Below are 14,408 nucleotides of genomic sequence, written 5' to 3'. Positions count from 1 at the left end.
CATGAGCAACGACGCCCCCACCCCCGAGTCCGGCAGGGTCCCGAACAAGGGCAAGCTGGCCAAGGACCTCAACGAGGTCATCCGTTACACGCTCTGGTCCGTCTTCAAGCTGAAGGACGTGCTCCCCGAGGACCGCACGGGGTACGCCGACGAGGTCCAGGAGCTGTTCGACCAGCTCGCCGCGAAGGACGTCACGATCCGCGGCACCTACGACGTGTCCGGGCTGCGCGCCGACGCCGACGTCATGATCTGGTGGCACGCGGAGACCAGCGACCAGCTCCAGGAGGCGTACAACCTCTTCCGCCGCACCAGGCTGGGCCGCGCGCTGGAGCCGGTCTGGTCGAACATGGCGCTGCACCGCCCCGCCGAGTTCAACCGCTCGCACATCCCGGCGTTCCTGGCGGACGAGAACGCCCGCGACTACGTGAGCGTCTACCCGTTCGTGCGGTCGTACGACTGGTACCTCCTCCCCGACGAGGACCGCCGCCGCATGCTCGCCGACCACGGCAAGATGGCCCGCGGCTACCCGGACGTCCGCGCCAACACGGTCGCCTCCTTCTCCCTCGGCGACTACGAGTGGATCCTGGCGTTCGAGGCCGACGAGCTCTACCGCATCGTCGACCTCATGCGCCACCTGCGCGCCTCCGAGGCGAGGATGCACGTCCGCGAGGAGGTTCCGTTCTACACGGGCCGCCGCAAGGAGATCGCGGAGCTCGTGGCGGGCCTCGCCTGATCAGCGAGCGGGTCCGACGGCCGCCTTCCGAGAGCTGTCCTTCGCCTTCGTCCTCGGCTTCGGCGTGGGTTCGGGGTGCGGGGCGCATGCGGCGCGCCGCGCCGGGAGGCGGCCCTCCAGCAGGTAGGCGTCCAGGTATCCGTTGACGCAGGGGTTCGGGCCGCCCGCGATGCCGTGCGTGCCCGCGTCCCGCTCGGTCACCAGTACCGAGCCGGACAGCCGCCGGTGCAGCTCCAGGGCCCCGGCGTACGGAGCCGCCGCGTCCCTCTCGGCCGCCAGGATCAGCGTCGGCGGCAGCTCACCGGGCCCGGTCCGCACATCGAGGGCCCGCTGCCGCGGCGCGAGCCAGTACGCGCAGGGCAGGTTCATCCACACGTTGTCCCACGTCTCGAACGGCGCCACCCGCGCCAGCCGGGTGTTGTCCCGGTCCCACACCTTCCAGTCCGTCGGCCAGGGCGCGTCGTTGCACTCCACGGCCGTGTAGACGGCGTTGGAGTTCTCCGCCTCCTTCGCCGCCTCCTGATGCGGCCCGGCCTGCTGGATCAGCGGCTTGGGATCCCCCTTGAGGTACGCCGACAGGGCCTGCGCCCGATGCGGCCAGAAGTCGTCGTAGTACCCGGCCGTAAGGAACGCCCCCTGCAGCTCCCCGGGCCCGACCTTCCCCCCGGCCGGCTCGGCGGCCAGCCGCGCCGCCGCCTTCTCGTAGCTGCGCAGCACCTCCTCGGCCGTGCCCCCGAGCCCGTACACGTCGTCGTGCCGGGCGACCCAGTCCCGGAAGTCCGCCCAGCGTTCCTCGAACGCGGCCGACTGTTCCAGGTTGTTGCGGTACCAGATCTGCTCCGGGTCCGGGTTCACCGCCGCGTCGAAGACCATCCGCCGTACATGCGAGGGGAACAGCGCCGCGTACAGCGTGCCGAAGTAGGTCCCGTACGAGGCCCCCACGAACGTCAGCTTCCGCTCGCCCAGCGCGGCCCGCAGCACGTCCAGGTCCCGGGCGTTGTTCAGGGAGGTGTAGTAACGGAGACCCGCGCCCGCCCGTTTCGCACACCCGCGCGCGTACGCCTTCGCCTGCGCGATGCGTTGCTTCTTGTACGACAGCGAGGGATACGTCGGTGTCTGCGTGGGCGCCTTGAGGTACTGCTTCGGGTCCGTGCAGGACAGCGGCGCCGAACGGCCCACCCCGCGCGGTGCGTAGCCGACGAGGTCGTACGCCGCCGCGAGCCCCTTCCACTCGGGGAGCGCGCCGACCAGCGGGAAGTACATGCCGGAGCCGCCGGGACCGCCGGGATTGTAGACCAGGGCGCCCTGCCGGGGCACCCTGCGCTTGCTGTTGTGCGGGTCCTTGTGGGTGGCCCGCACCCGGCTGACGGTCAGTTTGATCTGACGGCCGTCGGGGCGCGCGTAGTCGAGCGGGACGGACACCGTGCCGCACTGGACACCGTCGGGCAGGTCCTCCACCGCGGGGCAGGCGCCGAAGCGGACTCCGGCCGTCCCGGCGCGCGCGGCGGCGATCGCGGTGCCGTGGAGTTCCGCCGCGCCCGGGGCGGCCGGAGCGCCCCCGGCCGGTGCGGCGGCGAGCGTGGTCAGAAGCAATGACCCGGCGGCCGTGTAGAGGGCGGGGGCTCTCATCGGTATCCCTTCGGTGCGCGGCAGCGACAAAAGGGATGTTTGGTTCGACTGCCGGGGAAGGCAAGCACCGCCCCGCCGGTGTCGGCCCCAATGCCTCCGTGCGCCCCCGGGTGAGCTCAGTCGCGCCCGTGCGGCCGGCGGTGCTGCTCGCGGTGGGCGAAGGCCGCACGCAGATCCGGTTCGCCGACCGCGCTGATGCCGCGTACGGCGACGGAGGTGAGATACGTCCGCTCGTCCGTGCCGCCGGTGCGCCGGGTCAGGGCGCCGAGCAGCCGCTGGCCGGCCGGGGACGCCCAGCGTGAGTACGGGTGGACCTCCATCCGCGCGATGGCCAGACAGCTCAGGGACAGCGCGAGCGGCAGTGCGAACCAGAGGGCGACCAGGTGCCGCGGCATCTCCGACGGGGCGGGCGCGAGGAGCGCGATCGCGCCCAGCGCGACGACGGCCACGGAGGCCAGCCGCACCTGGCGGACCGCCGCCGCGATGCCGGACCGGGCGCCGTCGGGCACCGCGAGGCCCGCGTCCACGAGCCGGTCGGCGATGCTGCGCACCGCGTCCGCCGAGGCCGCGTCCGCGCGCACCGGCGCGATCCGGGACTGCCCCTCAGGGCCGATGACCCCGATGACCGTGCGCTCCATCTCGTCGCGGCCCCGCGGATCGACGACGGTCGCCCAGCCGGTGTGGGCCAGCAGCAGCCGTCGCTGCCGGGCCATGGAGACGAGCGTCAGATCGGCGACCCGCCGCGGGCCGCCCGACAGGAACGCGGCCTCGTACAGCGTCAGATCGTGTCTCCGGGCATCCGCGTCGGCGGCCGCCGCGTGTACGGCGGCCAGGCACAGCCGCGTGCACGCGGTGCCGGCGGCGGCCCAGGCCAGCAGCAGAAGAAGAACCCAGAACATGCCGCGTTTCTATGCCAAAGGCTCCCGGCGGCGCCATGGGCTGTTCACAATCCGGACGGAGTGTTGTCGGTGTGTGACGTTCCGTTTGTCCGGAAGCGGACTACGACGGGACGGGGACCGGGGGCGGGCTGGAGGCGGCCGGGGGCAGAGTGAAGGTCGTCGCGTACGGCGACGGGGTGACCGGAACGACCGCGCCCGGGTCGGTCGTCGGGCCGGGCGGGGCCGGGGAGTTGGTGATGGGCGGCGTGCTGCCGGTGGCCAGGTCCCGGGCCAGGGCGCCGAAGTCGACGTACCCGGTGGCCTCCAGGATCTTGATGTGGTCCAGCACGGTGGTGTTGGCGTCGTCGGCCAGGGCGCGGACCAGGGAGTTCTGGGTGCTCGCGCGAACCTCGGCGACGACCGAGAACACCCTGCCGTGCGCCAGACGCAGGATGTTGGCGAACTGGCGGTCGTAGTCGATCCCCTGGGCCTGGTTCAGGGTGTCGAGCCACTGCTTCTGCTGATCGCTGGGCTCGTTGGGCAGGGCGAGTCCGAGCTTCGACGCCACGTCACGCACGCGTGCGTCGAGGAACGTGTGTCCCTCGACCAGGTGCTGCCCTGCCGTCCGTACGGCCTGCGTCGTGCCCTTCTGCTCCGCCTGCTGACCCGCGGGCAGCTCCCACAGCCCCGCCAGCCGCACCTTCGTCACGAACTCGCGGTCCAGTGCGGAGAGCGGCCCGTACGGCGTCGTCACCGTCCCGGCGTTGAGCACGCTCAGGCCCGTGCCGGAGCGGTCGGCATAGGACCAGATCGGGATGAGCAGGGCCACGAGGGTCGCCGTGAGTCCGGCGATGATGACCCCGGTGCCGGAGAAGATGCCTCGCCCCTTGACGGGCGGTCGCGGTCGCATGGTGCCTCCTGTAGCGGCACCGCACGCTAGTGGGATTCAGGTGCGGGACTGACATATTACTGCCGGGTCCGTGGAGGTTGTGTGTGGGCTGCGGGCGTTGTCGGCCGCCATGCTTGCGCAACCCCCAATCCCCAATCCCCAACCCCCAACCCCCAACGGCATCCTGCCTGCGCGGGGCCGGTCGGCCCCGCGCAGGGTCTCGATCCGGCGTACGGCTCCGGGGACGCGGCCCTGGCCGCCCAGCCGCGCCGCGGCATCCCGCCGGCGAGGGCGAGCGACACGCACCCCCGGGCTCCCGCACCCTCAGTGCCGCAGCAACGCCCTCCGCGTGGCCCGAGCCAGCCGCACCGCCGGCCTCCGGGACCTCGGCGTGGGCCCCGACCGCTCGAGCCACCACTCCCGCAGCTCCCGTCGCACCCTCGCGTCCGCCAACTTCCCGCTCAGCAGCAGCTGTTCGGCGAAGCTCAGCGCGTCCCGACGGTACCCCTCCGTCATCGGCGCCCCCTGCGCATACGCCAGGAACGCCGGCCGATAGCCCGCCCCGAGGATCACCGGCAGTTCGGGCGCGACCTTCGCCACCACATCCGCCCGCTTCCCCGCGAGCGCCCGCGCCTGCACCCCAAGGCGCACCCGGTCGAACCCCTCCGGCACCGGAGTCCCCGCCACGAGCGCGGACAGCAGCGCGGTCTGGGCGAGGGCGAGTCGCTGGCGGGCGGGGTCGGTCGGGACGCTCGACGGCTCCACGGGGGCGGCAGCGCGCCACGTGCCGTCGGTCCGTGCCCCGCCGCCCTTCTCCACCGCTTCCCGGATGGCCCCCAACTCCCGCTCCAGTTCGCCCGGTTCGGGGAAGTTCTCGTCCCGCTCCAGCAGCACCCCCGGCGGCGAGATGCGGGACGCGAGGTCGGTGAGGATGTCGAGAACGGGCCGCGGCACCGGGTGGGCGTGGCTGTCGTGCCACACCCCGTCCCGCTCGAACCCGCCCGCGACATGGACGTACGCGATGGCCTCCAGCGGAAGCCCGGCGAGTGCCTCGGCCGGGTCCTCGCCGCGGTTGACGTGGTTGGTGTGCAGGTTGGCCACGTCGATCAGCAGCCGTACCCCTGTCCGGTCCGCGAGGTCGTACAGGAACTGCCCCTCGGTCATCTCCTCGCCCGGCCAGGAGATCAGCGCGGCGATGTTCTCCACGGCGAGCGGCACCGGCAGCGCGGCCTGCGCGATGCGGATGTTCTCGCAGAGGACGTCCAGGGCGTCCCGGGTGCGCGGGACGGGCAGCAGGTGTCCGGCCTCCAGGCGTGGGGAGGCGGTCAGCGGGCCGCCCGCGCGGACGAACGCGATGTGCTCGGTGACCAGCGGCGCGCCCAGCGCCTCGGCCCGCTCGGCGAGAGCGAGGAGCCGCGCCGCGTCGGGGCGGTCGGCGCCACCGAGGCCGAGCGAGACGCCGTGCGGCACCACGGTCACCCCGCGCTCGCGCAGCCGGCGCAGCGACTCGGGGAGGTGCCCGGGGCACAGGTTCTCGGCCACGACCTCGACCCAGTCGATGCCCGGCATGCGCTCCACCGCGTCCGAGATCTCCGGCCGCCATCCGATACCCGTCCCCAGTCGCTCCATGGTCCGTCCCCTCCTCGGCCTCTCCCGCATCCGCTCCGGTCGCCGTCCGCTCGGCGTGACGGAGGTATGGCCCCGAGCCCCGGCCCCGAACCGTGCCCGGTGGACCTTCAGAGCAACATTTGAGGTTCGGCCCCGACACCGCAGACGACATCACCTGCCGCTTCCGGGCCACGCCTGCGGCTTCCGGCCCGGCAGTCGCAGGGTCTCCTCCGCGACCTTCAGCGCGGCCCACGGCCGCCGGGAGCCGTCTGGTGCGGGGCCGCGCCTGCGGTTCCCAGCCCCGTCCGCAACGTCCAGTGCGGGCGCTGAGCCCGGCCCACGGCCGACGACATCACCAGCCCGCCCCGGGCCACGCCTGCGGTTCCCGGCCCAGGAGTCGCAGGGTCTCCTCCAGCGGGCCGGTCCCCTCCGCGACCTTCAGTGCGGGCGCGAACGCGAAGCCCGGCCCGCGGCCGGTCGGGTCCGTCGGGACGTGTCGGGTCACGGCCAGGGCTGCGGTGAGCACCTCGTCCGTCAGGTGGAGTCGTACGCCGAGCGTGGCCGCGACGTCCCACGCGTGCACCACGTAGTCGACGAAGTGAAAGGCGATCGCCGTACGGCCGGGAAACCCTCCGCCCAGCTCCGGCAGCACGAACTCCCGCTCGAGGACACCTGGTGCGGCGAACGCCCCGAGCACCGCGTCCACAGCCGCCCGATGCGCGCGGGCAGGCGCGGCCGTCCCCTCCTGCTCCCACCAGTACCCCGGATCGCCGCCCACGCCTCGGGCGGCGGCCGCGAACCCGTGGTGCTGGGCGGTCATGTGCGCCACCAGCCGCCGCAGGTTCCACCCCGCGCAGGGCGTCTCCCGCTCCCAGTCCCCGTCGTCGCCGTCCCGGGCCGACTCCACGACCCGTGAAGCCTCCTGTACGGCGATCCGGTCCAGCTCGACGACATCCATCAGCGCTCCTCGGTGATCAGGTCCAGGGCGTAAGCCCACACGGCATCGGGGTCGAACTCCTCGAACTCCTGCCGGACCGACCGCAGTTCACCGCGTCCGCGATGCGCACGCACGATCCGTACGTGGTCGGGGCGCCCGGTGAACTCCTTCAGTCCCCGCTCGTCGGCCCACACCGACACGGACCCGGAGCGCCGTCGGAGAGGATCCGCGAACAGCCACATCCCGACCGCGCCGGGTGTCGACGGCCAGGTGCGGCGTAACCGCATCCCGGCCAGCGCGACGGCGACGGACTGCCCGTAGCCGTGGGCGGTGAAGTCGGTGACGCCGACGAGCACGAAGTCGTCGAGCGGAATGGCGGGACCGGACTTCCATCGGGAGCGAAGGATGCGTCGTCGAGGAGTACCCATGCCCCGACCATAAAACTAAACGAACGATCGTGCTACTAGTTTCCGGCTCGAGTCCCGGAGAACCCGGAGAGCTTCAGGCGTCAGGTCCCCAGTCGTGACGCGATGCCCCGCCGAGCCCTGGCGTAGGGCGTGGCCTCGCCGTGCAGCAGCGACATCGCGTTCGCCGTCTCCATCAACGCGACGACTTCGAAGGCGAGTTGCGCCGGATCGGTGTCCGCGCTCAGCTCACCCGCGGCCCGCGCCCGCTCGGCGCACCTCTCCAACTCGGCGAGCCAGACCCGCTGGGACTCGACGAGCGCGTCGTGGACCGGCCCCTCGCGGGCGTCGAACTCGGCCATCACGCCGTAGAAGAAACAACCCCCGGGGAAGACCCGCTGCTCCGAATAACGGAGCCACCCCTCGCACAGCCCCCGCAGTCGTTCGACCCCCTCGGCCGCCTCGGAGACCGGCTCCAGCACCTCGGCGACGAAGATCCGCGAGGCCGCTCGCACGGTCGCCAGCTGCAGCTCCTGCTTGGATCCGAACAGGGCGAACACCCCGCTCTTGCTCAGCTCCAGCTCCCCGGCCAGCCGCCCCACGGACAAGGCCTCCAGCCCCTCGACCGAGGCGATGTCGACGGCCCGCCGCAGCACTGTGCGCCGGGTGCGGTTGCCCCGCTCGACGCGTCCGTCGACCCGGGTCATCGCAGCGCCGGATGGTCCGCGACGACCGTGCAGGAGCCCGGCGCGATCTCGGTGAAACCGGCGTCACGGACCAACGGCAGCCCACTGGTGGTGAGTTCACCCCACCGCGCGGGATCCGCGGCCCGTACGGCGAGCGGGAACCCGGCGTCCCGCCAGGCGGCCCGCTCCTCGTCCGACAGTTCCCACCAGGCCAGTTGGGCGCCGTGACCGGCCTGAGCCATCGCCTTGCCCGCCGACATGCCGAGGTCCGGATTGAGCCACAGGACGGGAGCCGTCACGTCCGCGGCCACCGGCGGTTCGGGGTCGTCGAGGTCGGTGCCGGAGACCTGGAGCCTGGCCAGATCCTTCGGCCAGCCGTCGAGCGGCACCGGCGGGAACACCCGAACCTCCGCCGACTTCCCCGTCACGGTGATCCCGGGCAACCCCTCGGCCCGCCGCCACTCGGCGCCCCGCGCCCGCCGTACGACCTTCCGGATCCGGGCGTCCTGCCAGTCCCGCATCACCTCGGCCCACTCCCCGTCACCGATGGAACGCTCGTCGCCGAGCATGACGAGAACGGCGCGGGCGGCGGTCTCGAGAGCGTCGGTGCGAGCAGGCGGAGCCGTCTTCTCGATACGGACGACCAGGGGCAGCACGAACTGGGGTGCCTGGTCGCGTGCGGTCGGCTCGGAGCGGAAGGGGCTGTCGGTCGGGGGCGTCACGTCGTGGCTCACCCGGACAACCCTAAGGTCACCCGGAGCAGGCCGTCCGCTGGGCCTCCTGCCACTCGCAGACCGGGCACAGGGTGATCCCCTTGTACGACTCCGGATACTCCGTCGGCTTCCGGCACAGCACGCACTCCGCATACGGCGGCCCGTCGGCGACCGGAGGCTTCGGCACGTTGCCGATCGTGCAGTAGTCCTCGCTCATACCTCCAGCCTAGGACCCGATCAGCTCGGACACCTTCACGAACCGGAACCCCCGCTCACGCAGCTCCGGCACCACAGCCCGCACCACCCGCTCCGTCGTCGGCGCGGCACTGCGCGTGCAGTGCATGACCACGACCGACCCCGGCCGCACCCCCTCCAGCACCTGCCGGGTCACCGCCTCCGCGTCCGTCGCGAACGCGTCCCCGCTCACCACGTCCCACTGGACGGCGGTCACACCGACCGGGGTCAGCGCCTTCAGTGCCCGCCGGTCGTAGCAACCCCCGGGGAAACGGAAGTACGGCCTCGCATCCGGCACCCCCGCCCTCCGGAACGCCGCGTACGCCCGCTCCACATCCGCCCGCATCCGGTCACCGGGGACCGTCGGCAGCCCGTAGCAGTCGCCGGTGAAGGCGTAGTGGCTGTAGGAGTGGTTGGCGACCTCGAAGAGCGGGTCCCGCCCGAGGGAGCGGGCCTGCTCCGGATACTGCTCGGCCCATCGCCCGGTCATGAACACGGTGGCCGGGACCTTCAGTGCCCGCAGGGCCGCGATCAGCCCGGGGTTGTCGAAGTGCTCGCCCGCTGCCGCCCGTGCCCCCTGGTCCGCCGTCATGTCGGCGTCGAAGGTGAGCGCGACGGTTCTGCCGTGGGTACGGGACCCGTTCTTGAAGACGGGGGTCAGACCTCCGGGACCGGGGGCGAGAGTCGGGGGCGCGGAAGGAGCGGTGGTGGTCGGGGAGGGCGCCGGACGGACGGGCTGCGGCGTGGCGGCGCAGGCGGTGAGGGCGGCGCTGAGGGCACACGCGGCGGTGATGCGTCGTACAAGAATGATCACCGTATGAAAATAGGGCGAACCCTTCTCATTGCCTCTCACCCCGGCCGCAACGTCACCCGCTCAGATGTCCCGCCGCTCCAGCGGCTTGGTCGCCGGCCCCTGGATCACCTTGCCGTTCGTGTCGAATCGGGAGCCGTGGCAGGGGCATTCCCAGGCGTCCTCGGCACCGTTGAAGGAGATCAGGCAGCCGAGGTGGGTGCAGCGCGGGGAGACGGCGTGCAGCGCGCCCTCGTCGTCCCGGTACACCGCGAGACGGTCGCCGTTCACCCGGACAACCGCGCCCTCACCGGGCGGGAGGGACTCCAGCGGGGGTGAGGGGCGCAGCCGGTCGCCGACGAAGTGACGGGCCACCTGTGCCTGGTTCTTGAGGAAGGACGGGGCCTCGCGGACCGCCGAGCGCAGGCGGCGCGGGTCGTACAGGTCGCTCCACGCGCACTTCTCGCCGGTGATCTGGGCCGTGAGTAGACGGCTCGCCATGATTCCGCCGCTCAGGCCCCAGCCGCCGAAGCCGGTGGCGACGTAGGTGTGCTTGGCGCCCGGGTGCAGGGGGCCGACGAGCGGCACGGTGTCCGTCGGGTCGTTGTCCTGGGTGGCCCAGGCGTGGGTGAGGTCCACATCGGGGAAGTGCCGGGAAGCCCAGGCGCCCAGGTGGTCGAAACGGCTCCGGGTGTCGCCCGTGCCGGGCGTGAAGTGCTCCCCGGTGACGATGAGCAGGCGCCGGTCGGCGTCCCAGGGAGCCGTACGGACCGAGCGGGTGCCCTCCTCCGGCGTGATGTACATACCGTCCGGATCCCGTTCCCGGTCGATCGTCCCGGCGACGACCAGCTCACGGCGCGGGGAGAGGCGGGTGAACAGGAGGGCCCGGTCGAAGATCGGGTAGTGGGTGGCGACCACGACGTCCCGGGCCGTCACCGTCGCCCGCGTGTCGGTCGTCAGGCGGCACGGCTCGCCCTCTTCGAGGCCCAGGACGACGGTGTGCTCGTGGACGGCCGCGCCGGAGGCGACGAGATCCTCGGCCAGGGCCAGCAGGTACTTGCGCGGATGGAACTGTGCCTGCCCGGTCACCCGCACCGCGCCCGCCACGGGGAACGGCAGCCCGGTCTGAGTCACGAACGAAGCGGGCAGCCCCGCCTCCCTCGCGGCCGCCGCCTCGGCCCGCAGCTCGTCGGCGCGGCTCGGGTCACAGACGTAGGTGTAGGCACTGCGCTCTTCCCAGTCGCAGTCGACGCCCAGCTCCTCCGCGATCCCGGCGGCCCGCTCGATCGCCTCGCTCTGCGAGCGGGCGTACAGCCGAGCGCCCTCGGGGCCGCGGGTGCGGCGCAGTTTGTCGTAGATCAGGGTGTGCAGGGCGGTCAGCTTGGCGGTGGTGTGCCCGGTGACCCCCGCGGCCACCTGTCCTGCCTCCAGGACCGCCACCCGGCGCCCGGCCCGCGTCAGTTCCCACGCCGTGCTCAGCCCGGCGATGCCGGCGCCGATCACGGCCACGTCGACGTCGAGGTCCTCGGTGAGCGGCTGCCGGGGTCCACCGGGTGCCGTCTCCAGCCAGTACGAGCCCTTGACGTGCCGGTTCTCGGTCATGCGCCCCGAGTACCCCGCGATTCACTGTTCGAGCAGCCGCCTGCGTGCTTCCTCCACGTCGAAGTCCGCCTTCGGATAGCGCGGGTCCAGTTCCGACAGGTGTTCGAGGAGGAGTCGGCTGATCGCCCAGTTGCGGTACCACTTGCGGTCGGCGGGGACCAGGTACCACGGGGCGTGCGGGGTCGAGCAGCGTTCCAGTACCAGCTCGTACGCCTGCCGGTAGGCGGGCCACAGGGCGCGGTCGTCGATGTCCGAGACGTGGAACTTCCAGTGCTTGTCCGGACGGTCGAGGCGCTTGAGCAGGCGGTCGCGCTGTTCGTCGTACGAGAGGTGCAGGAAGCACTTGATCACGGTGACGCCCTTGCCGGCGAGGGACTTCTCGAAGCGGTTGATCTCGTCGTAGCGGCGCGCGATCTCCGCGGCCGGGGCGAGGGCGCGGACGCGGGCGACGAGGACGTCCTCGATGGGGGTCCCCCCGCGCGAGCGGTCGAAGATGCCCAGCTCACCGGCTTGCGGGAGGGCCTTCTTGATGCGCCGGAGGAAGGGGTGCGCGCGTTCCTTGGGGGTGGGTGCCTTGAAGGCGTGGATGCGGCAGCCTGACGGGTTGAACAAGCCGATGACGTGCTTGACCGTGCCGCCCTTGCCGCTGGTGTCCATGCCCTGCAGCACCAGCAGGACCCGGCGCCGGTCGCCCGCCGTGCTCGACGCCCACAGGCGTTCCTGCAGGTCGGCGAGCGGGGTGGCCAGATCGGTCATCGCGGCCAGGCTGGCACGGGGGCCGGACGGAGTCTCCCGGGTGTCGTAGGAGGCGAGGTCCATCGGCTCGCCGCCGGGTACCCGCAGCCGCTCACGCAGGGCGAGGCCGTCGCCGGCCGTGGAGCCCTTCGTCGCCGTGCGGCCCTTCGCGTCCTTCTCCGACATGGGGCACCCCTTCCGCTCCGGGTCCGGCCCCTCGATCCTGCGCCGAGGGACCGGGGCGCGCCGGCCGTCGTGCGGGACGGCTACCGGCGCCAGGGGCCCGTCACCGCGAAGGTCGTCCCGGGCGTGTAGCAGTTGACGTACATCGTCTGCCCGTCGGGGGAGAAGGTGACGCCCGCGAACTCGCCCCACTCCGGCGCCTCGGGCGTGCCGATGTTCTGCCGGCCGCGGGCCATGGCGTACACCTCGCCGTGCCGCGTCACGCCGAAGACGTGCTGGGCGCCGTTGCCGTCCTCGCACACCATCAGACCGCCGCTGGGCGCGAGGCAGATGTTGTCCGGGGACTCGCCGGGCAGCTGGACGTCGGTGTCCGGACCGAAGACGATCACCAGGGTCAGCCGGCGCTCCGAAGGGTCGTAGCGCCAGATCTGCCCGAAGTGGTCGGCGGCCGAACCCTCGGCGCTGTGCGCGAACGACGAGACGAAGTAGACGCTCTTCCCGCCCCAGTAGCAGCCCTCCAGCTTCTGGGCATGGGTGATGCCCTTCGGGCCGAAGTCCTGGAGCCGTACGGGGGTTTCGGTGGCCAGCGGGTCCGGTACGTCGACCCACTCGACGCCCTCGAAGCAGGCGCCCGTCTCCTGCACCACGGACAGGTCCGGCACTCCGGGCACCCGCATCGCCTGGAGCCTGCCACCCGCGCGCAGTGAACCGAGGCCGCCCTCGGGCTTGTTGGGCAGGAAGCGGTAGAAGAGGCCGAAGGGCTTGAGGAAAGCGTCCTCGGTCTCGTAGACGATGCCGCGTTTCGGGTCGATCGCGATGGCCTCGTGCTGGAAGCGGCCCATCGCGGTCAGGGGTACGGCCCCGGAGCGGTGCGGGTCGACCGGGTCGACCTCGAAGATGAAGCCGTGGTCCTTGGTGTAGCCGTTGGTGCCGGCCTTGTCCTCGGTCTCCTCGCAGGTCAGCCAGGTGCCCCAAGGGGTGGGCCCGCCCGCGCAGTTGACGGCGGTGCCGGCGATGGCGACCCGCTCCGACAGCACGTTGTTGCGGGAGTCCAGGGTGAGGGCCGTACAGCCGCCCTTGCCTGCCGGGTCGTAGGTGAGGCCCTTGACGGTGGGGACGGCGATGGCCGCGGTGGGGCGGTTCTCATGGTTGCGGACCAGGTGGACGCGACCGTGTCTGCCCGGCAGCGCGGTCATGCCGTCGTGGTTGGAGGGGACCTTGCCCTCGCCGGAGCGGAGCGGGTCGCCCTCACGGGACAGGACCTCGTAGCGGAAGCCCTTCGGCAGGTCCAGCAGGCCCTTCGGGTCGGGGACGAGGGGACCGTAGCCGGTGTGGCCGAGGGACTGGGCGGCGGCGGTGCCGGCGAAGAGTTCGGAGAGGGCGCCGGTGAAGGCGATGCCCACGCCCAATGCGCCGGAGCGGGCCAGGACCTGACGTCGTGTTGCGGACATGGCGAAGCAACCTTCCTGCTGGCGGACAGGACTGTGACCTCGCTGTGTCTATCACCTGGGTCGGCCCGCGGGAACCACACGCGTAGCGTGTCCCCGCCCGTCACTTCCCGGTCGGGTGCTCCTGGGCCCTCTCCAGGAAGCGCAGCAGCTCCACCGGGAAGGGCAGGACGAGCGTCGAGTTCTTCTCCGCGGCCACCGCCACGACCGTCTGCAGCAGCCTGAGTTGGAGCGCGGCCGGCTGCTCGGACATCTGCTCGGCGGCCTCCGCGAGCTTCTTCGAGGCCTGGAGTTCGGCGTCGGCGTTGATGATCCGGGCCCGGCGCTCACGGTCGGCCTCGGCCTGCCGGGCCATCGACCGCTTCATCGCGTCCGGCAGCGACACATCCTTGATCTCGACCCGGTCCACCTGCACGCCCCAGCCGACGGCCGGGCTGTCGATCATCAGCTCCAGACCCTCGTTGAGTTTCTCGCGGTTGGACAGCAGGTCGTCCAGCTCGCTCTTGCCGATGATCGAACGGAGCGAGGTCTGGGCCATCTGGGAGACGGCGAACTTGTAGTCCTCGACCTTGACCAGGGCGTTCGCGGCGTCGACGACCCGGAAGTAGACGACCGCGTCCACGCGCACCGTCACGTTGTCCCGGGTGATGCCCTCCTGGGCCGGCACCGGCATCGTGACGATCTGCATGTTCACCTTGTGCAGCCGGTCCACGAACGGCACGATCACCGTGAACCCGGGCTCGCGCACCTCACCCGCGAGCTGCCCGAGGCGGAAGACCACCCCGCGCTCGTACTGCTTGACGACCCGGGCCGCCGCCGTGAGGTAGACGAACCCCGCGGCACCGGCCGCCACGGCCGCCGTCAACAGTTCCTGGAGCATTCCGACCTCCTCGTCCAGAGGTCCGTATGTCTGCTCCTGCAACGATATGCCCGGTGCCT

At 72.0% G+C, this 14,408-nt stretch carries 15 protein-coding genes; 1 reads left to right on the top strand and 14 read right to left on the bottom strand.

Translation table 11 applies throughout. From position 1 onward, the window contains the following. The first annotated feature begins 1 nt into the window (after position 1). Positions 2–733, top strand: coding sequence for a hydrogen peroxide-dependent heme synthase (gene hemQ, locus AQJ46_RS21340; RefSeq protein ID WP_057611171.1), 732 nt, complete (start codon positions 2–4; stop codon positions 731–733). On the opposite strand, the gene AQJ46_RS21335 is transcribed toward hemQ, so the two are convergent. The 14 genes from AQJ46_RS21335 to AQJ46_RS21270 form a co-directional block, all read right to left on the bottom strand. After that, complete coding sequence (locus tag AQJ46_RS21335) at positions 734–2,362, bottom strand: alpha/beta hydrolase (RefSeq protein ID WP_059207118.1); 1,629 nt, start codon at positions 2,360–2,362, stop codon at positions 734–736. 116 nt (positions 2,363–2,478) lie between these two features. Next, on the bottom strand, positions 2,479–3,261 hold the full coding sequence (locus tag AQJ46_RS21330; RefSeq protein ID WP_059207117.1) for a TIGR04222 domain-containing membrane protein: 783 nt from the start codon (positions 3,259–3,261) through the stop codon (positions 2,479–2,481). Positions 3,262–3,361: 100 nt separating this feature from the next. Beyond that, positions 3,362–4,150 (bottom strand): DUF4142 domain-containing protein, encoded by a 789-nt coding sequence (locus AQJ46_RS21325; RefSeq protein ID WP_059207116.1) that lies wholly within the window; start codon positions 4,148–4,150, stop codon positions 3,362–3,364. A 303-nt stretch (positions 4,151–4,453) separates the two neighbouring features. Continuing rightward, a complete protein-coding gene (locus tag AQJ46_RS21320) occupies positions 4,454–5,758 on the bottom strand; it encodes a DUF692 domain-containing protein (RefSeq protein ID WP_059207115.1) in 1,305 nt (434 codons plus the stop codon). Between the two features lie 331 nt (positions 5,759–6,089). Beyond that, positions 6,090–6,695 (bottom strand): TIGR03086 family metal-binding protein, encoded by a 606-nt coding sequence (locus tag AQJ46_RS21315; RefSeq protein ID WP_059207114.1) that lies wholly within the window; start codon positions 6,693–6,695, stop codon positions 6,090–6,092. Beyond that, on the bottom strand, positions 6,695–7,102 hold the full coding sequence (locus tag AQJ46_RS21310) for a hypothetical protein (protein WP_057611166.1): 408 nt from the start codon (positions 7,100–7,102) through the stop codon (positions 6,695–6,697). The genes AQJ46_RS21315 and AQJ46_RS21310 overlap by 1 nt, the downstream gene beginning before the upstream one ends. 80 nt (positions 7,103–7,182) lie before the next feature. Beyond that, entirely contained in the window at positions 7,183–7,785 is a 603-nt protein-coding gene (locus AQJ46_RS21305) for a TetR/AcrR family transcriptional regulator (protein WP_059207112.1), read from the bottom strand. Continuing rightward, positions 7,782–8,498 carry a peptidyl-tRNA hydrolase gene (locus AQJ46_RS21300; RefSeq protein ID WP_059207111.1) on the bottom strand — a complete coding sequence of 239 codons (717 nt, stop codon included), beginning with the start codon at positions 8,496–8,498 and terminating at the stop codon, positions 7,782–7,784. The genes AQJ46_RS21305 and AQJ46_RS21300 overlap by 4 nt, the downstream gene beginning before the upstream one ends. 16 nt (positions 8,499–8,514) lie before the next feature. Further along, on the bottom strand, positions 8,515–8,694 hold the full coding sequence (locus AQJ46_RS21295; RefSeq protein ID WP_057611163.1) for a hypothetical protein: 180 nt from the start codon (positions 8,692–8,694) through the stop codon (positions 8,515–8,517). 9 nt (positions 8,695–8,703) lie between these two features. Further along, positions 8,704–9,525 (bottom strand): polysaccharide deacetylase family protein, encoded by an 822-nt coding sequence (locus AQJ46_RS21290; protein WP_059207110.1) that lies wholly within the window; start codon positions 9,523–9,525, stop codon positions 8,704–8,706. A 60-nt stretch (positions 9,526–9,585) separates the two neighbouring features. Continuing rightward, a complete protein-coding gene (locus tag AQJ46_RS21285) occupies positions 9,586–11,103 on the bottom strand; it encodes an FAD-dependent oxidoreductase (protein WP_059207109.1) in 1,518 nt (505 codons plus the stop codon). A 21-nt stretch (positions 11,104–11,124) separates the two neighbouring features. Continuing rightward, the gene (locus tag AQJ46_RS21280) at positions 11,125–12,024 is read right to left on the bottom strand and encodes a PPK2 family polyphosphate kinase (RefSeq protein ID WP_059207108.1); all 900 of its coding nucleotides are present in this window, start codon (positions 12,022–12,024) and stop codon (positions 11,125–11,127) included. A gap of 80 nt (positions 12,025–12,104) precedes the next feature. Next, a complete protein-coding gene (locus AQJ46_RS21275) occupies positions 12,105–13,472 on the bottom strand; it encodes a PhoX family protein (RefSeq protein WP_059207107.1) in 1,368 nt (455 codons plus the stop codon). Positions 13,473–13,572: 100 nt separating this feature from the next. After that, positions 13,573–14,349, bottom strand: coding sequence for a slipin family protein (locus AQJ46_RS21270; RefSeq protein ID WP_057611158.1), 777 nt, complete (start codon positions 14,347–14,349; stop codon positions 13,573–13,575). Positions 14,350–14,408: the final 59 nt, after the last annotated feature.

The organism is Streptomyces canus (assembly GCF_001514145.1).
Classification (GTDB): domain Bacteria; phylum Actinomycetota; class Actinomycetes; order Streptomycetales; family Streptomycetaceae; genus Streptomyces; species Streptomyces canus.
The sequence above is the reverse complement of the archived record's forward strand: the minus strand, read 5'-3'. Positions and strand labels throughout refer to the sequence as shown.